This is a genomic window from Pseudomonas sp. NPDC088368 (assembly GCF_044753445.1).
In the GTDB taxonomy this organism is placed as follows: domain Bacteria; phylum Pseudomonadota; class Gammaproteobacteria; order Pseudomonadales; family Pseudomonadaceae; genus Aquipseudomonas; species Aquipseudomonas bambusae.
In genome coordinates, this window is the sequence record NZ_JBIVNG010000006.1 from 319,450 (window position 1) to 341,769 (window position 22,320).

Genomic DNA, 22,320 nt, shown 5'->3' on the forward strand with positions numbered 1-22,320 from the left:
CAGACCTGGGGGGAATCAGCTCAGCAACTCCGCAAAGGCCTTGTCCGCCTCCAGTACCGCAGGCAATGCCGTGAACAGCGCATCCAGATCAACGCCTTCAAACAGTGGCCCTTCTATGGACTGCTGCGCCTGTGGTGTCGCGCCGCCGTTGCTCTCCAGCGCGTCGGACACGGTCAGCGCCTGGGCGACGATCCGGGCATGGGTCGCGTCGCCAGGGGCTTGCATCGGGCGGGCCTGATAGGCAATCGCCTGCTGGATCACCGGCGGCAACTGCCAGCGGCGGGCCAGCTCCGCACCCACTTCCGGGTAGCCGAAGCCCAGTTGCAGGGTCTCGATGGCGGCGCGGCTGGTGGTGCCAGTCTTGGTGACGCTGTTGATGCGCTCGGCCACTTGCGGCGCGCCGGTCTGGATCAGCAACTCGCCAATGTCATGCATCACCCCGCAGGTGAAGGCGATTTCCGCGTCAGCGCCCGACTGCTTGGCCAGCAGGCGGCAAATCCCCGCCACTTGAAAGCTTTTCAGCCAAAAGCCCTTGAGGTCGAAGCTTGGCCCCGCCTTGAATGCCCCGGTCACCGCCGACGCCAGCACTAGTGTGCGCAAGGTGTTGAAGCCCAGGCGCATGGCCGCGTCGTCGATGCTTGAAGACTCCCGCGCCCCGCGAAACCGCGCCGAGTTGGCCAGCCGCAGAATTTTGGCGGAAATCACCGGGTCTTTCTGGATGTTGCGAGCGATGCTCTCAATGTTCGACGACGGGTTGTCGAACTGTTGAATCAGGTCTTGAGCCACTTTGGGAATGCTCGGAAGACTGCCCAAATCCGCGAAGAGTTGCTCGATACCCATGGACGTGCTCCTGTTTCATATGAATTACCAACGATAGGCAAAAATGGCAAATCTGCACGACGGTTGAGAAGCTTTTGATACAGGCGGCACGAAATCTGGGGTGCATCCACAGAATCCTGTGACTACCCCAAGACCTGCAGGAACGTCAGATGACGGACTGCATGGCGACGCGCAGTCCCTGTGGGAGCGAATTCATTCTGGGCGGCATACCGACGAAAGACGTATCAGACGATGTAGATGTATCGGCCGCACCGGCCTCTCGCGAATGAATTCGCTACAGATGTCCATCGATTTACCGACAATCACGGCGCCGGTTCGCGAAACTGTACGACATTGCCCTCCGGGTCGAACCCGTCGCAGGCGGTGAAGCCGCGGGCGGTGAATTGCCCGGACGGCGCGTCCACCTGCCCACCCAAGGCGACCGCCGCTGCGCGGGCATCTGCCAGGTTTTTCACGGGGAAGACCAGCTTGGTGGGCAGGTCCACGCGCCGCTGCGGCGGAGAACTGATGATGACCCGGTCGGAAACCGCTTTCGGAATCCCATGAATCACCAGTTGGTAGGTCGACGACTCCAGCACGATCAACCGTTTTTCGGTGACGGTCTGCGTCATGTCCAGCAGTTCGCGATAAAACGCGGCGACACGGGGCAAGTCTTTGGCGAACAGGACGGCGCCGTGTTTGGGCAGATCGGTCATGGGCTTTCCTTGCTGAACGAGGCTCTGTGGAGTCGATTGCGTGTTTCGCCACCGCCTCGAACTGCCGGCGGACCAACGGCAACAGGCGTCAGATTCGCAGCTTGGCGGCGGTTTTTGAAGAGGGCCTAAAGGCGGTTGGGTGCTCTTTTTTGCTTGTTAAGCTTTCGAGGCGGTTTGTCCGGCAAAAAATCAGTAATATGGCGCAACATCGGTGGGGGCCGTTCCCTCGGCCGAGCCTTCACGACCATATTGATGAAACGCCAGCCCCCCACCTGCGGGCGCGCTGGCCAGGAAATAGAGGGTGTCATGGGTAACGAAAGCATTAATTGGGACAAGCTGGGTTTCGACTACATCAAGACCGACAAGCGCTACCTGGCTCACTGGCGCGACGGTGAGTGGGACACAGGCACCCTGACCGAAGACAACGTGTTGCACATCAGCGAAGGCTCGACCGCGCTGCATTACGGCCAACAATGTTTCGAAGGCCTGAAGGCCTACCGCGCCAAGGACGGGTCGATCAACCTGTTCCGCCCTGACCAGAACGCCGCGCGCATGCAACGCAGCTGCTCGCGTCTGCTGATGCCCCACGTTCCGACCGAACAGTTCATCGAAGCGTGCAAGGAAGTGGTCCGCGCCAACGAGCGTTTCATCCCGCCTTACGGCACCGGTGGCGCGCTGTACCTGCGTCCATTCGTGATCGGCGTGGGTGACAACATCGGCGTGCGTGCAGCGCCCGAGTTCATTTTCTCGGTGTTCTGCATCCCGGTCGGCCCTTACTTCAAGGGCGGCATGAAGCCACACAACTTCGTGATCTCCAGCTACGATCGCGCCGCGCCACAAGGCACCGGCGCTGCGAAAGTCGGCGGCAACTACGCGGCGAGCATGATGCCGGGCAGCGAAGCCAAGAAAAACGGCTTCGCCGACGCGATCTACCTGGACCCGCTGACGCATTCGAAGATCGAAGAAGTCGGTTCGGCCAACTTCTTCGGCATCACCCACGACGACCAGTTCATCACGCCAAAGTCGCCTTCCGTGCTGCCGGGCATCACCCGTCTGTCGCTGATCGAGCTGGCTGAAAGCCGTCTGGGCCTGAAAGTGACCGAAGGCGAAGTGTTCATCGACAAGCTGGATCAGTTCAAGGAAGCCGGCGCCTGCGGGACCGCTGCCGTGATCACGCCGATCGGTGGCATCAGCTACAAAGACAAGCTGCACGTGTTCCACAGCGAGACCGAAGTGGGCCCGGTGACACAGCGTCTGTATAAAGAGCTGACCGGCATTCAGTTTGGCGAAATCGAAGGCCCGGCGGGATGGGTCGTCAAGGTCTGAGCCTGATCTGATCCACGCTCGATAAATAAGCCACTGCCCTTGCGCGGTGGTTTTTTTTGCGCCTGATTTTGAATCCTGTCATCGAACCGTGGTAAACCGCACCTTCGATTCAGTGGCCCATCGGCCCGATTTCAACGCAAAAGCAAGGATGTTTTATGTTGGCACGAGCGGTTTCCCGTCCTTTTCTGCGCTTGCAGCCATTCACCGTTTCCCTCGGCCTGTTCGCCCTCGCGGCCATGCCCGATGCCTGGGCCAAAGACGACTACGAGTACCCCCACGCCCACGAACCCATCGGCACCGTCGAGCAGATTTACGAAGGCACGATGCTGCCTGACCTCGCCGTCAGCACTTACCGCAACATCGATCGACTGTTCCCCACGCGTACCATCGACGGAAGCGACCATCCTTACGCCCTGCCGAAAGCGCCTCAACAGCTGGACAACGTCCACTTCACCTATGAAGGCAAGAAGTACGACCTGTTCGACTACGTCGCGGTGGACAGCATTACCGCGATGCTGGTGATCAAGGACGGCAAAGTCGCCTACGAGACCTACCAGCGCGGCAACACCGACAGGACCCGCTGGATGTCGATGTCCATGGCCAAGTCCGTCACCTCCACGCTGGCGGCTGCGGCGTTGCATGACGGCGCGATCAAAAGCCTCGACGATCCCGTCGTCGATTACGTGCCGCGCCTCAAGGGCAGCGCTTACGAGGGTGTGACGATTCGCAACGTGCTGACGATGACGTCCGGGGTGAAATGGAGCGAAGCGTTTACCGACCCTTCATCCGACCGCCGCGCGCTGTTGCGGGCGCAGATTGCCCAGACCCCGGGGGCGGCGATGACGCTGATGGCGAGTTTGCCGAAAGCGGCCGAACCTGGCACGGTCAACAACTACAGCACGGGCGAGACTCAAGTGCTGGAAGAAGTCATTCGCAGTGCCGTGAAGATGCCGCTGTCCGACTACCTGGAGCAGAAAATCTGGCGACCGTTCGGCATGGAACACGACGCCAAGTGGTGGCTGGACTCGCCCAATGGCCAGGAAATCGGCGGCAGTGGCATCAGCGCGACGCTGCGGGATTTCGGGCGTTTCGGGCTGTTTTTCATGAACGGCGGCAAGATCGCCGGCCAGTCGATTCTGCCGCAGGGTTGGGTTCAGGAAGCCACCGCTCCCAAGGTGCTCAAGGACGGCAGCCCGTTGAACTACGGCTACATGTGGTGGCCGGGCCGGACCGAAGCCTCGATCAAGGACGGCGCCTATTCGGCCATCGGCATGCAGGGCCAGAACATCTACATCAACCCGACGCACAACGTGGTGATCGTCACCTTTGGCGATCAACCCAAGCCGCTGCGCCGCAATCTCATCGCGCCGCTGGCGTTTTTTGATGCGGTGGTGGCAGCGCTCGACTAGCGACGTCGCCGATGAAGCCGCCCGGAAAAGGGCGGCTTACTGCCCCAGATTGCCCAACAGGTCCGCCTGCACGATTTCGACCCAGTACTCGTCCGGATCGCTGATGAAGGCAACGTGTTTCATGCCTTTGTCCAACCGTTTGACGAAGGGCACGCCCAAGGATTCGAAACGGGCGCAGGCGGCCTCAATGTCAGGCACTGAAAAGCAGATGTGCCCGAAACCCCGCGGGTCCTTGTTGCCGTTGTGGTACTGCGAGTCGTCGCTTTCAGTGCCCCAGTTGTGGGTCAGCTCCAGCACCGATTCCCGGCTGAAGGTATGACTCATGCGTGCCGACGCATCCTCCGGCACTGCCTCGCCTTTGGTCATCGCCAGAAACAGCAGCGAAAACTTCCCTTCGGGAAAATCCACCTGGCGCATGAGCCGCATCCCCAGCACCCGCGTATAGAAATCCAGCGAACGCTCGGGGTCCTTCACCCGCAACATCGTGTGGTTGAACACGTACTCCTGAGTGACGGCGTCCGGCGTGAGGCACACACCGGGTTGGGTTTCGCTGACGAAAGACATGGCAGGCTGCTCGTGATGAGTGAAGCCGACAGTCTAGAAAGGCCGCGGGCGGGGCGGGTAATACCGGATTACTACCGGGTTGTCGTTTGCCGACACGCACCTGGTCCAGGCTTATAACCACGTAGTAGACCGCTATTACCTTTCCCTCCACGGCGCTACTACTATCAATTCAGCTTGATTGCACCGACAAAAAAAATAACAAGGACAAAAGCCATGAGTGACCTGATACTCGATCGTCGCCGCTTTTTGCAAGGAAGCGGCGGGCTGTTGCTGGGAACGCTGGTGTTTGGTTCCGGCCCTGTTGCACTGCTTGCTCCAAGCCGGACCTGGGCATTGGAGATGAACACGCTGGACAGCGCCACTGGCAGCAAGCTCTTGCTGGTTATCCGGCGCATCTTCCCCCACGACACCATGGAAGACGCGGTTTATGCGTTTTCCGTCAAGGCCCTCGATGAAAAAGCCTCCGCGGACCCCGGCGTCGCCGACACCCTGAAGCAGGGGCTGGCCGATCTGGACCAGCGCGCAGGCGGCGACTGGGCTTCGCTCGCTGAAGACAAGCAAGTGGGCATTCTCAAGGACGTGCAGACCGGGCCGTTTTTCGCGCTGGTGCGCGGTGTGTCGGTTAACAGCCTTTACAGCAACGAGCTGGCGTACAAGCACTTCGGCTATGAAGGCGCGTCCTTCCCCAAAGGCGGTTACATCCATCGCGGGTTCAACGACCTGAAATGGCTGCCCAACCCGCCTGTCGATGCCAGCCCGAGTGTCCCAGCCTGAGGAGCGCAATCATGACAACGTACAACCTGGATGACGATTCGGTCGTGGTGATCATTGGCTCGGGCGCGGGCGGCGGGACGCTGGCCAACGAACTGTGCCAAAAGGGCGTGTCGGTGGTGTTGCTGGAAGCCGGGGCGCGTCAGTCCACGGGCACATTCATCAATGACGAGTGGCCTTCTTTTTCGCAACTGTCCTGGGGTGACATGCGCACCACTTCAGGCTCATGGCGGGTGGCCAAGGACTTCCCCAATCTGCCCGCCTGGATCTGCAAGACCGTTGGCGGCACCACCACCCACTGGGCGGGCGCGAGCCTGCGTTTTCAGGAGCACGAATTCCGCGCACTGGACACCTACGGCCAGGTGCAGGGCGCCAATCTCTTGAACTGGCCCATCACTCTGGCCGAGATGGAACCGTATTACGCCCGCGCCGAGGACAAAATGGGCGTGACTCGCACTAACAACATCGAAGGATTGCCGGGTAACAACAACTTCAAGGTGCTGTACAACGGCGCGCAGAAGATGGGCTACAAGGAATGCTCCACAGGGCACATGGCGATCAACAGCAAACCCCGTGGCGATCGGGCCGGGTGTCAGCAGTTGGGCTTCTGCTTCCAGGGCTGCAAGATGGGGGCTAAATGGTCGACGCTGTACACCGAAATCCCCGCCGCTGAAGCCACGGGCAAGCTGGAACTGCGTACCCAATGCCATGTGGCGAAAATCGAGCACGACGACAGGGGTCGGGTCAACGCGGTGGTCTATTTCGACGGGCTCGGCAAGGAACAGCGGCAAAAGGCGCGGGTGGTGGCGGTCGCCGGTAACTCCATCGAAACCCCACGGTTATTGCTCAATTCGGCCAGCAGTCAGTTCCCTCACGGTCTGGCGAATGGCTCGGGGATGGTCGGCAAACATTACATGCGCCACACCACCGGTACTGTCTTCGCGTCGTTTCCCGAGGAGGTACACTTCTATCGCGGCACCATCATGGCCGGGATTGTCAGCGACGAGATTCACCACAAGCCGGATCGCGGCTTCGTCGGCGGTTATGAGATGGAAACGATCTCCCTTGGGCCATCGTTCCTCGCGGCGTTTTTCAATCCGGGGGCGTGGGGCCGGGATTTCACCGATGTGATGGAGCAGTACAGCAAGCTTGCAGGGATGTGGATCGTCGGCGAAGACATGCCTCAGGAAAGCAACCGGATTACCCTCAACGACAGCGTCAAGGACAAGTACGGCCTGCCGGTGCCCAACGTGCATTACGACGATCACCCGAATGACCTGGCGATGCGCGAACACGCATTCAAGCAAGGTGAAGCGCTGTATTCATCTGTCGGCGCGGTGAAAACGTTCCGTGTGCCGCCGTACCCTTCGACCCACAACCTGGGCACCTGCCGCATGAGCGAAAAGCCGCAGGATGGGGTGTGCAACCAGCATGGGCAGAGCCATGAGATTCCGAACCTGTTCATTTCGGATGGCAGCCAGTTCACCACCAGTGCGGGGGAGAATCCGACGTTGACCATCGTGACGTTGGCGATTCGGCAGGCGGAGTTTATAGCGGAAGCGATGAATACGCGGACAGTTTGATGGCGGCCGCACGTTAGTTCTTTATATCGGACGGCATGATTTGCGCGGATCTGCTTCTGCCCGAAGGCCGTAGGAGCTGGCTTGCCTGCTCCCACGCCTTCGGCAGAAGCGGATCTGTGGTGCATTCAGATTTGTTTGGACGCCTTCGGGCAGAAGCACATCCCGAATCAGCCAATCACCGAATCCCGAACTTCCGATCCAGCGACAGCGGCCCCGCGCCTTTGCCGATGATGATCAGCAGCAGCCCGGCCCAGCTCAGGTGAGTCACCCACGCATCCGGGTAGACGAATATTTCGATCACCAGCGTCATGCCCAGCAAGGCAAAGGCCGACAGTCGCGAAAACAGGCCGAGGATCAATAGCAGCGGGAAGAAGTGCTCAGCATAGGCCGCCAGATGCGCGGCAATTTCCGGGGGAATCAGCGGCAGTTTGTACTCACTGCGAAACAGTTCGTAGGTGCTGTCGGTAATGGTCAGAAACCCTTCGACCTTGGTGCGCCCCGACATCAGAAAAATGCCTGCGATGGCGATGCGTGCGACCAGTGACAGCACCGAGTCGGTGATCAACAGCGAAAGTCGGTCGGCGAAGCGATTCCAGCCGCCGCGCAGAGTGTGGGATTGCGAGGTGTCAGTGTGCAGAGTGTCCATGGCGTCCTCCAATGGATCAGTGTGAGTCGGTCGCGGCGAAAACATCGGCGCTGACCAGTCGTGTCAGCAGTTCAAGAATGTCCAGCGAGGGTTGCAGGGCACTGGCGTGTTCGGCGGCCTGGGCCAATGTCTGGCCGGCGGCGCAAGCGTCGAGAAAACCGCAGCCGCCCACGTCCAGCGGTTGCCAGCCGACCGCGCCTTCGCTGCGCACCAGCAACGCGCCTTCACCTCGCCAATCCAGCTGTTCCGGCATTGCCAGCCCCTCGCGGTTATGACGCCAGATGCTGAAAACAGGTTGGTCCGCAAACCAGGTCCAACGCGCGGCCGCCCTGGGTTTCAGCAACAATGAAGCGAGCTGTTCCGGCGCAAGGCGGGCGATGTGATTCATGTCCAGACCGGGTTCGTCGAGGGCGGTGTGGCAGTGGGTCCAGAGCAAATCCAGTCGGGCGACATTGCCCAGATACGGTAAGTCGCTGGCGTGTTCGAATTGATCGAGAAACTCAGGGAATGCGCGGCCGTGATGGATCAATCGCGCATCCGACGGGGGCGTTTGTTGCGCATGAATCGACGCTGCTGCCGTCAACCAGTCACTGCCCACGAGGCGCTCGACCGTGGGGAAGTTGGCAATCAGTGCATCGACCGCGCCTTTCATCACGGTGTTGCGGTACACCGTGAAACCCGGTTGCTCCGTCACCCTCGACAGTGCTACGGCGTTGGGGTCATAGAGGGCTTCAACGAACGCGTCCTGGAACGCTTGCAGTTTCATGACACGGCCTCCAGCAGCGCTTGTGCCCGGTCCCGCTCCAGCAACAGTTCAGTGAACGATGGCAGATTATCGTCCCGCTCGATCAGGGTCGGGCGAGGGCCGATGCGCCGAATCAGCCGTTCATACAAGGCCCAGACCGGTTCGGCCACCGGCGCATCGTGAGAGTCGATCAGCAGCGACGCGCCGCCGGGATCGACGCTGTGCCCTGCCAGGTGAATTTCCAGAATGGCCTCACCGGGAAAGGCATCCACGTAGGCATTGGCGTCGTAGCCCATGTTATGGGCACTCAGGAAAACGTTGTTGATGTCCAGCAGCAGGCCGCAGCCGGTGCGTTGGCTCAGTTCGGCAAGGAAGTCGATTTCGCTGAAGTCATGGCCGTCCAGCGCGAGGTAATGGCTGGGGTTTTCGATGGCCAGCCGCCGCCCGAGGAAAGCCTGGGTGCGGTGCACGTTGTCGGCGATGCGCTGCAAGGCTTCCTCGGTGCGAGGGAAGGGCAGCAGATCGGGGTGATACTGACCCCGCCAGGTGGACCAGGCGAGGTGCTCGGAAATAAGGGCTGGCTGAACGCGGTCGGCGAGGGCTTTGAGCCGCTGGAGGTGTTCGGTGTCCGGCGCCGAATCGGCCGCCAGCGACAGGGAAACACCGTGCAACGAAAGCGGGTGGCGACTGCCGATTGCTTCCAGCCATGCCAGGCGAGGGCCGCCGTCGATCATGTAGTTTTCCGGGTGGACTTCAAACCACAAACCGGTGGCCGCGCAGTCGTGTGCGGCCTCGTAGTGGTCGGCCTTTAGGCCCAGTCCTGCGCCCAGTGTAGAAGGGGTGTTCATGATCGACGTCTGCCCTTGCGATGGTTCAAGCGTTCAGCGTTTCAGGTCTGACGAATTACATCGAGGTCAGCGAACCGGTGCCGTGTGGGGTCTTGATGGAGGTGCAAGTGCCAGCGGGTACGTTTTTCCAGGCGTTGGTCTGGTAGTCGGTTTTGGAGGTGCCTGCGCAGGTGGTACCGGCGCCAGCCTTGCAATCGTTTTTGCCAGCCATCGATACGCCGTAGCATTTTTCCATGGCAGGCGCGGAGCCGGTTTCAGCAGCGCTGACGCCTGTAGCGATGGAAGCGAAAGCCAGAGCGACAGCAGCGAGGGAAAGAGTTTTCATCAGGTGTATCTCCAGGTTTTTGAATGAGAGAATCGCGGCACCGGCATGACAGCCATGCTGTGCATCAGATTCGAGGGGTAGTTCGCTGGAGATTCGAAATCGGTTACGGCCCTCTGCAGATTTTTTTTAAAAAACTTCCGGTCACCCTGAAATCAGCCCACCACGCCGTATTCGAGCAACAGGTTGGACAGCCAGTCCATGAACACCCGGCAGCGTTGCGGCAGGTGCCGCCGGTGGGCGTAGAGCAGCGAGACAGGCATCGGGGCGGGCAGGTAATCCGGCAGGACTTCCACCAATTCGCCGCGTTCGAACTGGTACTCGTGCGCCAGTCGCGGCACCTGCACGATGCCCAGCCCACCGAGGCACGCGGCTTCGTAGGCTTCGATGTAATTGACCGTGACGCTGCTGGGCATCGGCACCTGATGGTCCTTGCCGTCCCGGTGGTATTCGAACGTTGCCGTGCTGGCGCCGAACGCTGACACATAGTTGATCAGTTGATGCCGCTGCAGGTCGTCGAGGGTCTGCGGAATCCCGAACCGCTCGGCGTATTCGACGCTGACACAGTTGACCATCTGGAAGTGGCCGATCTTGCGTGCTACCAGCGTGGTGTCCGGCAGCTCACCGACCCGCATCACGCAATCGAATCCTTCGCGTATCAGGTCGACGCGTCGGTCGGTGCTGCTGATCTCCAGTTCGATCAGGGGATGCCGGTCGATGAATTCGCGAAGGCGCGGCATGACCAACCGACGGGCGACGGCGGTGGGCATGTCCACCCGCAGTCGGCCGCTGAGCACGGCGTTGTCCTGACGAAACAGGCCTTCCAGTTCGTCCATCTGTGCGAGCAAATCCTTGCTGCGTTCGTACAGCGCCTGGCCATCCGGTGTGGTCTGGACTTTGCGCGTGGTGCGCTGAAGCAGCCGGGTGTCGAGCAACTGTTCGAGGGCACGAATCTGTTCCGACACGCTGGAGCGCGGCAGCCCCAATGCATCGCTGGCCAGCGTGAAACTGGACAGTTCCGCGACTCGGACGAAGGTCTTGAGCAGGTCGAGTTTGTTCATGGTGGGAGGCCTATTGTTCGTGATGGTCGATCAGTCATGTCGATCCATGCGGGTTTATCTGGTGATGCGCCGAACAATACAGTGGTCGCCACTGACTGAATACAGCCAATTGAGGGCATTACCATGAGTCAAAAGATCGCGATCATCACCGGCGCCAGCCGCGGCCTGGGCAAAAGCGCAGCGCTGCATCTGGCACGGGAAGGCGTGGCCATCATCGGCACTTACCACAGCCGTGAAGAGGAGGCGCAGCGTGTAGTCGCTGAGATCGAAAGCCTGGGTGGCAAGGTCAAGATGCTGCAACTGGACGTGGGCGACAGCAGCCGTTTCGAGACGTTTGCCACGCAGGTGTCGGCGCTGCTGAGTGCTTATTTCAAGGCGGAGCGCTTTGATTTTCTGGTCAACAATGCGGGTATCGGCATGTACGCCAGTTGCGCGGAGACCACCGAGGCGCAGTTCGACCAGTTGATGAACGTGCATTTCAAGGGGCCGTTTTTCCTGACCCAGAAACTCTTGCCGCTGATCGCCGACGGTGGGCGGATCGTCAACATCTCATCCGGCCTGGCGCGGTTCTCACCGGTGGGCTACGCGGCGTATGCGTCGATGAAGGGCGGTATCGAAGTCTGGACCCGCTACCTGGCCAACGAACTGGGGCCTCGCGGGATCACCGTGAACGCCTTGGCCCCTGGCGCCATCGAGACAGACTTCGGCGGCGGCACTGTGCGGGACAACGCCGATGTGAATGCGTGGGTCGCGTCCAACACCGCGTTGGGCCGCGTCGGTCTGCCGGACGACATCGGGGCAGCGATTTCGATGCTGCTGGGCGATGGCGGGCGCTGGATCACCGCGCAGCGCATCGAGGCGTCGGGCGGAATGTTCGTCTGACGACCGGTCGCTCAGCCGTTGATGTAATAAATGCACAACGACAGCGTCACCAGCGAACCCAGGGTTGAAATCAGGATCGTGCTGGAGACCACCGACGCCTCGCGTTTGTAGTATTCGGCGAGCATGAACGGCCCGGTGCCGGTGGGCAGGGCGCTGAGCAGCAATGCGGAGTTCGCCCACAGCGGCGGCAGGTGGAAGACCTTGAACGCCAGAAACCACGTCAACAGGGGATGGGCGATCAGTTTGATCAACACCAACAGGCTCGTGCCATGGCGCGGGCCTTGTTGTTTCTGCGCCAGAAACAGGCCCAAAGAAATCAGCGCACACGGGGTGGTCGCCGCGCCCAGCAGGCTGAGGAATTTGTCCACCGGCCCCGGCAACGGCATGCCCGTCCACGCCCAGCACGCACCCAGAATCGGCGACACCACCAGCGGGTTTTTCGCCAGCGCACCCAACACCTTGAGCACGATGCGGTGCACGTGGGCTTCGCTTTGCAGGCCGATTTCGATGCACACCAGCGTTATGCCGAACAGCACGCAGACCACGATCAACGACGCGATCAGCGCCGGTTCAAGGCCGCTCTGGCCCAGCACCATCACGCACAGCGGAATGCCGATGTAACCCGTGTTGGCGTAGGAAGCGCTCAAGGCGTCGATGCTGGCGTCGGCAAAGTGACCGGCCTTTTTACGCCGCAACAGCAGGGTGATGACGAACATGACCATCGTCGAGAGGGTGAACACCAGCACAAATCCGGGGTGCCAGATTTGCTCCCACGTGGCGGTGGCCGTGGCGGTGAAAAGCAGGGCGGGAAGACACAGCCACACCACCATCCGGTTGATTTCCGAGGCGGCGGTCGGGCCGAGCCGGTTGGTGCGTCGGCACAGGTAACCGACCAGAATCAAGGCGAAGATCGGCAGCAAAACATTCAAAACGGAAGACATCGACTCTCGGCCCTGGCGTTTGAAAGAACCCTCAGAAGGGAGGCTTGAAACAAGCGGCAAAGATTAAAGTCGGAAATCGTTAGCGTCCAACCTTTCTCGCCCTTAGGACGCATTTTTTCGGGATGACAGGCCTGATCTAGAGCGGTTGGCGCGGGGAGGGTGCCCGAGGGAAGTTCGAGCACCGGAACGGTGCATTATTTCTTCATCGGCGCGATGTCGGTGATCTGGCCGTTGGTGGTCTGGACCTGTACGTATTTGTTGTTGATGCGCACCCACTGACTCTGTTCGGCGGGGGCGTGGAGGCCTTTGGCTTTCCAGTCCTTGATGGCTTCGCCGGGACGCTGGAATTTCTCCGGCACACGGTCGCCTTTTTCGAGGTCGCGAAGGTTGTCCTTGGACGATTGAACGGTTTGCGCAGGGGCGTCTTCTGCCTGCACGGCGAAACTGGCGAGCGACACGCAGCCCAGGATCGTCAGGCCAGCGATAAACGATTTGCTGTTCATTCGAAGCTCCTTATCCAGCGCGTAATGCGCCGTCATAAGGTCCGACCGTCAAAGGTCTCGATCATTCAGTCGTTTTGCGCAGGGTGCCTGGTAAGCACGCTTGCCCACGGCGTCGGAAGGCTCCGGTATTCGGGTTGCCGAGACGCCGTAGGCATACGACGTTCTAAAGCTTTAGTGCGTCAATGCCTGATTTACGGCTTCAGTGAACGGTGTGGTTGGGCGACCGATCAACGCACTCAACTGACGGCTGTCATCGAACAAGGCACCTTTGGCAGCGGCGGCGTCGGAGTTGGCCAGCAGCTCGGCGACGAATTCGGGCAGACCGACGTTCAGCAAGGCGGCTTTGTAGTCGGCTTCCGGCAGATTGATGTATGCAACCGGTTTGTTCGCATGGCGGGTCACCTCGGCGGCCAGATCGGTCAGCGTGTAGAACGCATCACCGGCCAGTTCGTAGACCTTGCCCGCCTGATTGTCAGAAGAGGTCAGCACAGCAGCGGCCGCTGCGGCGTAATCGGCGCGGGCGGCGGAACTGATGCGGCCTTCACCGGCGCTGCCGAATAATTGGCCATGGGCGAGGGCGGGCGGGATGCTGGCGGTGTAGTTCTCGTGGTACCAGCCGTTGCGCAGCACCACAGACGGTACGCCCGAGGCCTTGAGGGCGCTTTCGGTGTCACGGTGTTCACCTGCCAGACCCAACAACGAGGTGTCCGCGCGCAGCACGCTGGTGTAGCCGAGCAGCTTCACGCCCGCTCGTTTGGCGGCGTCGATCACGGCCTGATGCTGCGGCACGCGGGTGCCCACGGCGTCGGAGGAAATCAGCAGGACCTTTTCAGCGCCCTTGAACGCGCTGTCTAGCGTCTCGGGTTTCGTGTAGTCGCCGTGGCGGACCTGCACGCCTTTCGCGGCGAGGTCGGCGGCTTTTTCAAGGTCGCGTGCGACAGCGACGATCTGCGAAGCGGGGACTGTCTTCAGCAGTTCGGCGATAACCAGATGGCCCAACTGACCCGATGCACCGGTGATGACGATCATGATGTGTTCCTCAGTGACGTTGAATGTGGGCTCAGCATAAAGGGCATGCTAACCTTTCGTAAGTACGTACAAAAAGGTAAGTGTCATGAACGATATTTCTGCGCCGTCCAGCGAAAACGTTTCCCTGCTCGAACGCATTCGCATGGGCGAAGTGCTGGCCCGGGATTGCCCGTCCCGGGAAATTCTCAATCATGTGTGCAGCCGTTGGGGCGTGCTGGTATTGGTGGTGCTGCTGGATGGCATGCACCGGTTCAGTGAGCTGCGCCGCAAGATCGGCGGGGTCAGCGAGAAGATGCTCTCGCAAACCCTGCAAAGTCTGGAGCAGGACGGTTTCGTGGATCGTAAGGCGCTGCCCGTCGTCCCGCCTCACGTTGAATACACGCTGACGCCCATGGGCAAGGAAGTTGCCTTGCAGGTCGACGGCCTGACCACGTGGATCGAGCAGAACCTCCCGCGCATTCTGGACGCGCGGGAGGCTCGCGGGGTTGAAGTGGCCGAGCCGTTATAAAGTGGCGGCGAGGTCGATGGCGGCTTTCGTCGCGGTCTGGCGGGATTCGGCGTCGACGTCCGGGCCGAGCAGGGTTTTCTCGATGATGATGTTGAACTGTTCGTCGATGCCGACCATTTCGCTCCAGGTGGTCATGTAGGCAATCTGGTGTTCGGCGCGGTCCAGCGGCGCACCGCGGGCGGCGATGACCACCACCTTGCGACCGCCGAGCAGGCCGTTCAACCCGCGTTCATCGAAGGTGAACAGCAGGTCTTTCTGGCTGACCACGTCGATCAAATGCTTGAGGGTGTAGGGGATGCCGAAATTCCACATCGGCACGCCGAACAGAATGATGTCGGCCTTGACGAAACGCTCCGCCAGTTCGGTGATGCGGGCCCATGCGGCCGCCTGTTCAGGTGTGCACTCCACGCCTTGAATGCCCGCGTATTTAGCGTCCAGCGTTGCGCCGTCGAAGGCGGGCAGCGGTTCATTCCACACGTCCAGCGTGTCCACCGTGGCAATGGTGTGCTGCGCCTGCCAGGCATCGATAAAAGCCTTGGCGACCTCGATCGTCGCGGAGCGTTGTTTGCGGGGCGAGCTTTCGATGTAGAGCAAGTGCGGCATGGTCGTGGCCTCTGCGTGATGGGAGCGTGAGCATCAGTGATAGCAGAAGACCGTGGGTGGGGTGAGTTGGTTTTCGCTGGGCGCAAAATGCTTTTGATTCTGGAGACCGTGGGACTGACCTGTTTGCTTTTGATTCTGGCCGCAGGCCGTGGGAGCGTTGCTTGCTCCGGGCTGCGATCAGACGATCTGTCGCGAAGCGGCAGCAAAACCTGACGACTGTATTTGCCTGATACGCCGCATGCATCGGATTTACTGCCGGTGCCCGGCCGATCGTAGGCAAGCCAACTCCCACGCCCTCCGGGCAGAATCAAAAAACTGAACCACACCACGTCTTCGGCAGAAACTGGAATCCAAGAAAATGCCCGACCCCATCACTGAGGCCAGGCATTTTTCGTTTGCAGTATAGCGTCCGAAACTTACTTCGGCGTCAACGCTTCACGCACGTCTTTCACCTCAGCACTGGACACCGCGGGCGCAGCGTTGCCCCAGGTGTTGCGCACGTAGGTCAGGACGTCGGCGACGTTGTCATCCGACAGGTTCCAGCCGAACGCAGGCATCGCCGGCGCAGTGGGTGCCGCGTCGGTGGCGCCTGCGCGGCTGCCTGCCAAGACCACGCGGATCAGCGACGACGGGTCGTTGCTGTTGATCAGCGGGGCCATGGCCAGTTTCGGGAACAGGTGAGCAGCGCCTTCACCGTTCGGCGTGTGGCATGCCGAGCAGCGGTCAGCGTAGATCGCCTTGCCTGCGACCACTAAGGCGTCCGTGGCCGCAACCGGCTTCGGCGCATCCACCGGCTTGGCGCCGTCTTTCAGGTAGACGGCAACGGCCATCAGGTCCTGATCGTTCCAGTGCTGCGACGAGTGTTCCACCTCTTCAGCCATCGGCCCGGAAGCGATGTCGAAGCGGTTGGCGCCGGTTTTCAGGTACTGAACGATGTCGTTTTCGTTCCAGGCCTGGAGACCGTCGTGGCCGCTGGAGGTGATGTTCGGTGCCACCCAGTTCTGCAGGTTGGCGCCCATCAGGAACTGATCGCCCTTGTCACCGCCGGTGATGTTCTTCGGCGTGTGGCAGGTGCCGCAGTGGCCCAGGCCTTCCACCAGATACGCACCGCGGTTCCATTGCTCGGACTTCTGCGGATTGGCCGTGAATTCGCCTTCCTTGAAGTTGAGCAGGTTCCAGCCGATCAGGCTGGTGCGCACGTTGAACGGGAAGGGCAACTGGTTGGTATCGACCTTGTTATCCGACGCATCGACGGTTTTCAGGTACGCAAAAATCGCCAGGTTGTCCTCGCGACGCACCTTGGTGTACGCGGTGTACGGCATGGCGCCGTACAGGCGTTTGCCGTCCAGACCGTGGCCTTTGGACATGGCGTTCTGGAAGTCGTCGAAAGTCCAGCGACCGATGCCATTCACCGGGTCCGGCGTGATGTTGGCGCCGGCCAGTTTGCCGAATGGCGTATCAAGCACCACACCACCGGAAAACAGCGGCTTGCCCGGCAGGGTGTGGCACGCGGTGCAGTCGCCGACCGTGGCCAGGTAGCGGCCTTTTTGCACGAGGTTGTAGGAATCCGCGCCGGTTTCGGCGTGAGCCAGGGAAACGGACAGTGCGATAACGCCCGCACAGGCAGTCAGAAGCGTCTTCATACGCTGATCATCTCCCCTGGACGCTTGAGGTAGCGGGTGCGAATGGCATCCGCCGCTTTGAAGGCCAACGCGGCCACGGTGCCGGTCGGGTTGTAGCCAGGGTTCTGCGGGAAGGCCGAGGAACCGACCACGAACAGGTTCGGCACGCCCCACACTTGCAGGTATTTGTTGACCGAACTGTTCTTCGGATCGGCGCCCATGATGAAGCCACCGACGATGTGCGACGACTGATACGGCGAGCTGTTCCAGTGGCCGGTCTGTGCGCTGGGCACCATTTGACGCGGGTTCATGCTCTTGGCGATTTCCCCGACCTTGCCTGTGACGTAGGCCGCCATCTTGCGGTCGTTCTCCGGGAAGTCGAAGGTGATGCGCAGCAGCGGGCGGCCCAGAGGGTCTTTGTACGTCGGATCGAGGGACAGGTAGTTGGTGCGGGTCGCGTAACTGCTCGCTTCACAGCCGATGGACATGTTGGCGGCGTAGTTCTTGACCGTGGCTTTCTTCCATTCCGAACCCCAGGCCGGGGTGCCTGGCGGGAGAGGGCGCGAGTCGATGGGCGCTGCGCCAATCGGGGTGACCCGGGTGCTGCCGCCGCCGACGAACCCCAGACCCGAATGGTCGAAGTTGTCGTTGTTGAACTCGTCGATGCCCATGCCGATGGCGCCACCGCCGATGAACGGGTTGAAGTTCTTGTCATCGAAGAACATCCGCACGCTGTTGGCAGTCTGGTAGGCGTAATTGCGGCCCGTGGTGCCGGTGTTGGTGACCGGGTCGTACGGTTGACCGACGCCGGACAGCAGCATCAGGCGCACGTTTTCGAAGATGAACGCGCTGATCACCACCAGTTCGGCGGGCTGTTCCCACTCGTCACCGTTGGCGTCCATGTAGACGATGCCGGTGGCGCGTTTGCCGCTGCTGTCCATGGTCACACGCAGGACTTCGCAGTTGGTCATCGCGGTGAAGTTTGGCTTGCGGATCAGCACCGGTAATACGGTGGTAATGGCGCTGGCCTTGGAATAGTTGGCGCAGCCGTAGTTGGTGCAGAACCCGCAATAGGTGCACGGGCCCATCGCCACGCCAAGGGAGTTGACGTAAGGCTTGGACACCAGCGCCGAAGGCACCGGGAAGGGTTTGTAGCCCAGGTTTTTTGCGGCTTCGGCGAACAGGGTCGGCGCGTAGGTCTGCTCGGTCGGCGGGTTCGGGTATTCCTCGGAACGCGCGCCTTCGAAGGTGTTGCCGCCTTCCTGGATCACGCCCTTGATGTTGCCGGCCTTGCCCGATACGCCCGCCAGGCGATCGAACTTGGTGTAGAACGGCTCCATTTCGTCCCAGTCGGTGCCCCAGTCTTGCAGGGTCAATTCGGGCGACAGCTCTTTGCCGTAACGCTCGGTCAGGTAGCTGTGCAGACGGAATTCATGGGGCTGGAAGCGGAAGGTGATGCCCGCCCAGTGGTTGCCTGCGCCGCCCGTGCCATTGCCGGGGTGGAACGATCCCCAGCTGCGCATCGGCAGCGCGGTTTCAGTGACGTTGTTGCGAATCGTCGTGGTGTTCTGGCGCGTGCGCAGCATCAGGTCCTGACGACGGTTGTAGCGCAATTCGTCAGCGGCGGACGCGATGTTGAAGTCGGCGGCGGTGTCGCGCCACGGGCCACGTTCGAAACCGATGATGTTCAGCCCTTCATCCGCCAGTTCGTTGGCGATGATGGACCCGGCCCAGCCGAGCCCGACAACCACGACGTCCGTGGAAGGTAGTTTTTTGGCCATGTCGAATTAACCCTTCTTGGTCCAGGCGGTGCTACCGGAAATGGAAAGCGGCACCAGGTTCAGCTTCTGATTGTGCTGAGCGATGTAGGGGCGGTAGTCGTACCGGGCACCCGGAAAACCGATCATTTTCCAGGAGACCATGTCGCGGTTGCCGCCGTAGACCGGGTCGGCGAAGAAGCCTTCCATGGTGTTGCCCAGCACTTGCTGGAAGAACAGCCTGGCGTCGATGCCGTCGAGGACGACCTCACCCTTTTCCAAGCCCGTCAGCACTGTGTCCTGCACCTCGGGGGCGAGGGCGGCGAAGCTTTTCTGGAACTGTTTCTGGCAATAACCTTCAAGGCCGGCCAGGCCCAGACGGTAGCGGTCGCGGGGCACGAGTTCGGACTGGTCACCCTGCATCGGGGTGCCTTTCTCGAACGGGCCTTGCATGTACAGACGGCTGAAGGTGCCGTATTCACCGGCGAGCTGGCGGTCGATGAACACCGCGCAACCGGCGTCCTTGCCACTCACGCTCAACTCGTCCGCCGGGATCAGGCGCGCCACGATGGCTTCCACCGCGCAGGCTTCGGCGGCGGTGAAGAACTGCCAGCCAGGGGTGTCGTAATGCATCGGACCGTTGTGGTCGAAGGGGACCCACTCCGGCACACCGACAACGGTGGCCGCCTTGGCCGTGGCAGCAGCGCCCACGGCCAGCGTCGTTGCCGAGGACTTCAGCAACTGGCGGCGGGTGAGGCCCTTGGGTTTTTCTGTCATGCAAGGCTCCTGAGAACGCACCTTCGCGGGCCATCGCGAGGAGGGTCCGGTCGGGAGGGCGTCGTACGTATTCACGGTTGGGTTCGGCGAGTTGTTTTAGTGCCGAGGATCAATGCTTCGGTGGGTGTGACATTGGGTCTCTGGCAGCCCGGCGGGCGAAAGGCGCACGCTGAGCGGGGGATCGCCATGACCGCCGGTCATCTTTTCCACGCGAAGCGCAATCATAGATGTGTTACCGGCTGTTGCATCCTGTGAATTCTGCAAATGACTGTTGCTAATATTGCAACAGTAGGTTTTTTGTCTTGGTGTGCGGCGTTTCCCTGCAAACCACCGCACGAATGTTCAAGAACGCTGTAACCGTTGTGCTATGAGGGTTTCGGCTCACCACCCTCGACTCGCAAAAAAAGCCGCAAATTCTGATCCGTTTTTTATCGGAATGGCTGATCCGGGAGTGGGTCGAGCATTGATGAGCGTTGTGCAACAAAGTTGTTCTTTTTTAACACCTCGGCATGCGAAAACGGCCTGACGCATCACCGGTGCTCCTCGGCGCTTTCTGCGAAGATGACAGGATTTTCATGAAGAACGGTCCATGACGCCGGGCGCTTCTTGGTATCGTGCACGCCATTTGCGTCCAGCGAACCGCCAATGGACGCCGTGTGCACCGTTCACCTTTTCACCGAGTAGCTGTAGAAATGCCCGATCCAATCCCCTTGAAGGACCATGAGAAGGAGACCCGGCTGGTCAACAAGCGGTTGATCGCCTGTGCGCTTTTCGTTGTCATCCTCAGCGTTGCCCTGGTCTGCCGGATGTACTTCCTGCAAGTCACCCAATTTGCCTATCACTCGACGATTTCCGAAAACAACCGCGTTCACGTGTTGCCGATCCCGCCGGAACGCGGGCTGATTTACGACCGAAATGGGGTGATCCTCGCCGACAACCGTCCCAGCTTTAACCTGACCATGACCCGCGAGCGGGCAGGGGATTGGCATGCGGTTATCGACGAGTTGATGCAGATCCTCAACCTGCCCGATGAAGACCGGATCATTTTCGACAAGGCGATGAAGAACTCGCCCCATCGCTTCGTGCCGGTCACCCTTCTCTATGAGCTGACCGAAGAGCAGATCGCCCTGCTGGCGGTGAACCAGTTCCGTCTGCCGGGGCTGGATGTCGAGGCGCAGTTCGTTCGTCATTACCCGTTGGCTGAACATTTCGCCCATTCCATCGGCTATGTCGGTCGAATAAACGAAAAAGAAGCGACCCAGCTGGATCAGGTCGAGTACCGGGGCACCCAGTCCATTGGCAAGACCGGCGTCGAGCGCTTCTATGAAAACGAGCTGCACGGTCACGTCGGCTACGAAGAGGTGGAGACCAACGCTCAGGGCCGCGTGTTGCGGGTGCTCAACCACCACGACCCGGTCGCGGGGAAAAGCATCACCCTGAGCCTGGACATCAAGTTGCAAGAAGCCGCCGAAGAAGCGCTGGGGGATCGTCGCGGTTCCGTCGTGGCCATCGACCCGGCGACTGGCGAGGTGCTGGCGATGGTCAGCAAGCCGAGTTTCGACCCGAACCTGTTCGTCACCGGCATCAGCTTCAAGGAATATTCGGCGCTGCGTGATTCGGTGGACCGGCCGCTGTTCAACCGCGTGCTGCGCGGCCTGTACGCACCGGGCTCGACCATCAAGCCTGAAGTCGCGATTGCCGGGCTCGACAGCGGCATCATCACGCCGTCCACCCGCGTGTTCGATCCGGGCTATTTCCAGCTGCCGGACTTCGACCACAAATACCGCAACTGGAACCACAGCGGCGACGGCTGGGTGGATTTGTACGCGGCGATCATGCGTTCCAACGACACCTATTTCTATGACCTGGCCCACAAGCTGGGGATCGACCGAATGCACGATTATCTGACGATGTTTGGCATCGGTCAGAAGGTCTCGCTGGACATGTTCGAAGAGTCGGCGGGCCTGATGCCGTCCAAGGAGTGGAAGCGCATCACCCGTCGTCAGGCGTGGTTCCCGGGCGAGACCGTGATCCTCGGCATCGGCCAGGGCTACATGCAGGTCACGCCGCTGCAACTGGCTCAGGCCACGACGCTGATCGCCAACAAAGGCGTGTGGAACCGGCCCCACCTGGCGAAGGAAATCGGCGGCGTGCCACCGGTGGACGAGCACCCGATGCCGAACATTGTGTTGCGCGATGCCCGCGAGTGGGATCAGGTCAACAACGGCATGCAGGCGGTGATGCACGACCCCAGGGGTATCGCTCGTGCGGCGGCCCAGGGCGCGCAATACCGGATTGCCGGGAAAAGCGGTACGGCCCAGGTGGTGGCGATCAAACAGGGCGAGCGCTACAACCGCGACAAAACGCTGGAGCGCCATCGCGACAACGCCTTGTTCGTTGGCTTCGCGCCCGCCGCCAACCCGAAAATCGCGGTGGCGGTGATGATCGAAAACGGCGAAGCGGGTGGACGTGTGGCAGGCCCGGTGGTACGGCAGATTCTTGATGCGTGGCTGCTGGATTCGGACGGTCATCTCAAACAGCAATACGCCACGCCCGCGACCCCGCCGGTCAACCCGAAACAGCAGATCGCCGCGCCGAGCAAGGCGGTGGTGCAGCCGCCGGTGTGAAGGGTTGCTCCGTCGACTTTTGATTCTGGCCGTAGGCCGTAGGAGTTGGCTTGCCTACGATCCATTGCGCAGCAATGGCAAAACCGGACACCTCGGTGTGTCAGGCATATCCCATGCACAGGATTCGCTGTCGCTTCGCAACAGATCGCAGGCAAGCCAGCTCCCACGCCTTTGGCAGAAGCACGCGGGCGGCGCGGATCAAGCCTTTGATTCTGGCCGAAGGCCGTGGGAGTGCCGGGGTGGCGCTCCACCTTGCCTACG

At 60.8% G+C, this 22,320-nt stretch carries 22 protein-coding genes; 7 read left to right on the forward strand and 15 right to left on the reverse strand.

From position 1 onward, the window contains the following. Positions 1 to 15: 15 nt before the first annotated feature. Both ACIQAL_RS15510 and ACIQAL_RS15515 read right to left on the reverse strand, forming a co-directional pair. The gene (locus tag ACIQAL_RS15510; protein WP_401146832.1) at positions 16 to 840 is read right to left on the reverse strand and encodes an HDOD domain-containing protein; all 825 of its coding nucleotides are present in this window, start codon (positions 838 to 840) and stop codon (positions 16 to 18) included. A 302-nt stretch (positions 841 to 1,142) separates the two neighbouring features. Beyond that, the gene (locus tag ACIQAL_RS15515; protein ID WP_401146833.1) at positions 1,143 to 1,535 is read right to left on the reverse strand and encodes a VOC family protein; all 393 of its coding nucleotides are present in this window, start codon (positions 1,533 to 1,535) and stop codon (positions 1,143 to 1,145) included. A gap of 306 nt (positions 1,536 to 1,841) precedes the next feature. Here ACIQAL_RS15515 and ACIQAL_RS15520 point away from each other — a divergent pair, with 306 nt between their 5' ends. Together ACIQAL_RS15520 and ACIQAL_RS15525 are read left to right on the forward strand one after the other, a co-directional pair. Beyond that, positions 1,842 to 2,861: a branched-chain amino acid aminotransferase gene (locus ACIQAL_RS15520; protein ID WP_166598098.1), complete on the forward strand. Its 1,020-nt coding sequence runs from the start codon at positions 1,842 to 1,844 to the stop codon at positions 2,859 to 2,861. Between the two features lie 155 nt (positions 2,862 to 3,016). After that, complete coding sequence (locus ACIQAL_RS15525; RefSeq protein ID WP_401146836.1) at positions 3,017 to 4,270, forward strand: serine hydrolase domain-containing protein; 1,254 nt, start codon at positions 3,017 to 3,019, stop codon at positions 4,268 to 4,270. Between the two features lie 36 nt (positions 4,271 to 4,306). On the opposite strand, the gene gloA is transcribed toward ACIQAL_RS15525, so the two are convergent. Further along, complete coding sequence (gloA, locus tag ACIQAL_RS15530) at positions 4,307 to 4,834, reverse strand: lactoylglutathione lyase (protein ID WP_401146838.1); 528 nt, start codon at positions 4,832 to 4,834, stop codon at positions 4,307 to 4,309. A 213-nt stretch (positions 4,835 to 5,047) separates the two neighbouring features. Here gloA and ACIQAL_RS15535 point away from each other — a divergent pair, with 213 nt between their 5' ends. Further along, positions 5,048 to 5,608, forward strand: a complete 561-nt coding sequence (locus tag ACIQAL_RS15535) for a tat (twin-arginine translocation) pathway signal sequence (protein WP_401146841.1) — start codon at positions 5,048 to 5,050, stop codon at positions 5,606 to 5,608. 11 nt (positions 5,609 to 5,619) lie between these two features. Further along, on the forward strand, positions 5,620 to 7,188 hold the full coding sequence (locus tag ACIQAL_RS15540; RefSeq protein WP_401146844.1) for a GMC family oxidoreductase: 1,569 nt from the start codon (positions 5,620 to 5,622) through the stop codon (positions 7,186 to 7,188). 175 nt (positions 7,189 to 7,363) lie between these two features. On the opposite strand, the gene ACIQAL_RS15545 is transcribed toward ACIQAL_RS15540, so the two are convergent. From ACIQAL_RS15545 to ACIQAL_RS15565, 5 genes are all read right to left on the reverse strand, one after another. Beyond that, complete coding sequence (locus tag ACIQAL_RS15545) at positions 7,364 to 7,834, reverse strand: DoxX family protein (RefSeq protein WP_341964361.1); 471 nt, start codon at positions 7,832 to 7,834, stop codon at positions 7,364 to 7,366. Between the two features lie 16 nt (positions 7,835 to 7,850). Further along, positions 7,851 to 8,600 carry a putative DNA-binding domain-containing protein gene (locus ACIQAL_RS15550; protein ID WP_401146847.1) on the reverse strand — a complete coding sequence of 250 codons (750 nt, stop codon included), beginning with the start codon at positions 8,598 to 8,600 and terminating at the stop codon, positions 7,851 to 7,853. After that, the gene (locus ACIQAL_RS15555) at positions 8,597 to 9,427 is read right to left on the reverse strand and encodes a DUF692 domain-containing protein (protein WP_401146850.1); all 831 of its coding nucleotides are present in this window, start codon (positions 9,425 to 9,427) and stop codon (positions 8,597 to 8,599) included. The genes ACIQAL_RS15550 and ACIQAL_RS15555 overlap by 4 nt, the downstream gene beginning before the upstream one ends. A 55-nt stretch (positions 9,428 to 9,482) precedes the next feature. Next, positions 9,483 to 9,752, reverse strand: a complete 270-nt coding sequence (locus ACIQAL_RS15560) for a DUF2282 domain-containing protein (RefSeq protein ID WP_401146851.1) — start codon at positions 9,750 to 9,752, stop codon at positions 9,483 to 9,485. 152 nt (positions 9,753 to 9,904) lie between these two features. Beyond that, positions 9,905 to 10,810 carry a LysR family transcriptional regulator gene (locus ACIQAL_RS15565; RefSeq protein WP_401146854.1) on the reverse strand — a complete coding sequence of 302 codons (906 nt, stop codon included), beginning with the start codon at positions 10,808 to 10,810 and terminating at the stop codon, positions 9,905 to 9,907. 123 nt (positions 10,811 to 10,933) lie between these two features. Here ACIQAL_RS15565 and ACIQAL_RS15570 point away from each other — a divergent pair, with 123 nt between their 5' ends. After that, positions 10,934 to 11,692, forward strand: a complete 759-nt coding sequence (locus ACIQAL_RS15570; RefSeq protein WP_401146857.1) for an SDR family NAD(P)-dependent oxidoreductase — start codon at positions 10,934 to 10,936, stop codon at positions 11,690 to 11,692. A gap of 11 nt (positions 11,693 to 11,703) precedes the next feature. Here ACIQAL_RS15570 and ACIQAL_RS15575 read toward each other — a convergent pair whose 3' ends face one another. The 3 genes from ACIQAL_RS15575 to ACIQAL_RS15585 form a co-directional block, all read right to left on the reverse strand. Beyond that, positions 11,704 to 12,633 (reverse strand): AEC family transporter, encoded by a 930-nt coding sequence (locus ACIQAL_RS15575; protein ID WP_401146859.1) that lies wholly within the window; start codon positions 12,631 to 12,633, stop codon positions 11,704 to 11,706. Between the two features lie 194 nt (positions 12,634 to 12,827). Then, positions 12,828 to 13,136, reverse strand: a complete 309-nt coding sequence (locus ACIQAL_RS15580) for an RcnB family protein (protein ID WP_401146862.1) — start codon at positions 13,134 to 13,136, stop codon at positions 12,828 to 12,830. A gap of 171 nt (positions 13,137 to 13,307) precedes the next feature. After that, positions 13,308 to 14,165 carry an SDR family oxidoreductase gene (locus ACIQAL_RS15585; RefSeq protein WP_401146865.1) on the reverse strand — a complete coding sequence of 286 codons (858 nt, stop codon included), beginning with the start codon at positions 14,163 to 14,165 and terminating at the stop codon, positions 13,308 to 13,310. Between the two features lie 85 nt (positions 14,166 to 14,250). Here ACIQAL_RS15585 and ACIQAL_RS15590 point away from each other — a divergent pair, with 85 nt between their 5' ends. Further along, complete coding sequence (locus ACIQAL_RS15590; RefSeq protein WP_401146867.1) at positions 14,251 to 14,673, forward strand: winged helix-turn-helix transcriptional regulator; 423 nt, start codon at positions 14,251 to 14,253, stop codon at positions 14,671 to 14,673. Here ACIQAL_RS15590 and ACIQAL_RS15595 read toward each other — a convergent pair. From ACIQAL_RS15595 to ACIQAL_RS15610, 4 genes are all read right to left on the reverse strand, one after another. Beyond that, positions 14,668 to 15,276: an FMN-dependent NADH-azoreductase gene (locus ACIQAL_RS15595; RefSeq protein ID WP_401146869.1), complete on the reverse strand. Its 609-nt coding sequence runs from the start codon at positions 15,274 to 15,276 to the stop codon at positions 14,668 to 14,670. The two genes, ACIQAL_RS15590 and ACIQAL_RS15595, sit on opposite strands and share 6 nt — an antisense overlap. A 416-nt stretch (positions 15,277 to 15,692) precedes the next feature. Further along, complete coding sequence (locus tag ACIQAL_RS15600) at positions 15,693 to 16,919, reverse strand: c-type cytochrome (RefSeq protein ID WP_401146871.1); 1,227 nt, start codon at positions 16,917 to 16,919, stop codon at positions 15,693 to 15,695. Beyond that, entirely contained in the window at positions 16,916 to 18,679 is a 1,764-nt protein-coding gene (locus ACIQAL_RS15605) for a GMC family oxidoreductase (RefSeq protein WP_166597761.1), read from the reverse strand. The genes ACIQAL_RS15600 and ACIQAL_RS15605 overlap by 4 nt, the downstream gene beginning before the upstream one ends. Before the next feature lie 6 nt (positions 18,680 to 18,685). Next, positions 18,686 to 19,432 carry a gluconate 2-dehydrogenase subunit 3 family protein gene (locus ACIQAL_RS15610; protein ID WP_401146873.1) on the reverse strand — a complete coding sequence of 249 codons (747 nt, stop codon included), beginning with the start codon at positions 19,430 to 19,432 and terminating at the stop codon, positions 18,686 to 18,688. Positions 19,433 to 20,124: 692 nt separating this feature from the next. On the opposite strand from ACIQAL_RS15610, the gene mrdA reads away from it, so the two are divergent. Further along, on the forward strand, positions 20,125 to 22,059 hold the full coding sequence (gene mrdA, locus ACIQAL_RS15615) for a penicillin-binding protein 2 (RefSeq protein ID WP_166597763.1): 1,935 nt from the start codon (positions 20,125 to 20,127) through the stop codon (positions 22,057 to 22,059). Positions 22,060 to 22,320: the final 261 nt, after the last annotated feature.

Excerpts from the sequence above, each read along its gene's own strand:
- ACIQAL_RS15520 (WP_166598098.1), top strand. The coding sequence starts at position 1,842 with ATGGGTAACGAAAGCATTAATTGGGACAAGCTGGGTTTCGACTACATC.
- ACIQAL_RS15510 (WP_401146832.1), bottom strand. The coding sequence starts at position 840 with ATGGGTATCGAGCAACTCTTCGCGGATTTGGGCAGTCTTCCGAGCATT.
- mrdA (WP_166597763.1), top strand. The coding sequence starts at position 20,125 with ATGCCCGATCCAATCCCCTTGAAGGACCATGAGAAGGAGACCCGGCTG.
- gloA (WP_401146838.1), bottom strand. The coding sequence starts at position 4,834 with ATGTCTTTCGTCAGCGAAACCCAACCCGGTGTGTGCCTCACGCCGGAC.
- ACIQAL_RS15560 (WP_401146851.1), bottom strand. The coding sequence starts at position 9,752 with ATGAAAACTCTTTCCCTCGCTGCTGTCGCTCTGGCTTTCGCTTCCATC.
- ACIQAL_RS15540 (WP_401146844.1), top strand. The coding sequence starts at position 5,620 with ATGACAACGTACAACCTGGATGACGATTCGGTCGTGGTGATCATTGGC.
- ACIQAL_RS15550 (WP_401146847.1), bottom strand. The coding sequence starts at position 8,600 with ATGAAACTGCAAGCGTTCCAGGACGCGTTCGTTGAAGCCCTCTATGAC.
- ACIQAL_RS15515 (WP_401146833.1), bottom strand. The coding sequence starts at position 1,535 with ATGACCGATCTGCCCAAACACGGCGCCGTCCTGTTCGCCAAAGACTTG.
- ACIQAL_RS15600 (WP_401146871.1), bottom strand. The coding sequence starts at position 16,919 with ATGAAGACGCTTCTGACTGCCTGTGCGGGCGTTATCGCACTGTCCGTT.
- ACIQAL_RS15525 (WP_401146836.1), top strand. The coding sequence starts at position 3,017 with ATGTTGGCACGAGCGGTTTCCCGTCCTTTTCTGCGCTTGCAGCCATTC.
- ACIQAL_RS15565 (WP_401146854.1), bottom strand. The coding sequence starts at position 10,810 with ATGAACAAACTCGACCTGCTCAAGACCTTCGTCCGAGTCGCGGAACTG.
- ACIQAL_RS15585 (WP_401146865.1), bottom strand. The coding sequence starts at position 14,165 with ATGATCGTCATCACCGGTGCATCGGGTCAGTTGGGCCATCTGGTTATC.
- ACIQAL_RS15555 (WP_401146850.1), bottom strand. The coding sequence starts at position 9,427 with ATGAACACCCCTTCTACACTGGGCGCAGGACTGGGCCTAAAGGCCGAC.
- ACIQAL_RS15545 (WP_341964361.1), bottom strand. The coding sequence starts at position 7,834 with ATGGACACTCTGCACACTGACACCTCGCAATCCCACACTCTGCGCGGC.
- ACIQAL_RS15575 (WP_401146859.1), bottom strand. The coding sequence starts at position 12,633 with ATGTCTTCCGTTTTGAATGTTTTGCTGCCGATCTTCGCCTTGATTCTG.
- ACIQAL_RS15570 (WP_401146857.1), top strand. The coding sequence starts at position 10,934 with ATGAGTCAAAAGATCGCGATCATCACCGGCGCCAGCCGCGGCCTGGGC.
- ACIQAL_RS15595 (WP_401146869.1), bottom strand. The coding sequence starts at position 15,276 with ATGCCGCACTTGCTCTACATCGAAAGCTCGCCCCGCAAACAACGCTCC.
- ACIQAL_RS15535 (WP_401146841.1), top strand. The coding sequence starts at position 5,048 with ATGAGTGACCTGATACTCGATCGTCGCCGCTTTTTGCAAGGAAGCGGC.
- ACIQAL_RS15605 (WP_166597761.1), bottom strand. The coding sequence starts at position 18,679 with ATGGCCAAAAAACTACCTTCCACGGACGTCGTGGTTGTCGGGCTCGGC.
- ACIQAL_RS15590 (WP_401146867.1), top strand. The coding sequence starts at position 14,251 with ATGAACGATATTTCTGCGCCGTCCAGCGAAAACGTTTCCCTGCTCGAA.
- ACIQAL_RS15610 (WP_401146873.1), bottom strand. The coding sequence starts at position 19,432 with ATGACAGAAAAACCCAAGGGCCTCACCCGCCGCCAGTTGCTGAAGTCC.
- ACIQAL_RS15580 (WP_401146862.1), bottom strand. The coding sequence starts at position 13,136 with ATGAACAGCAAATCGTTTATCGCTGGCCTGACGATCCTGGGCTGCGTG.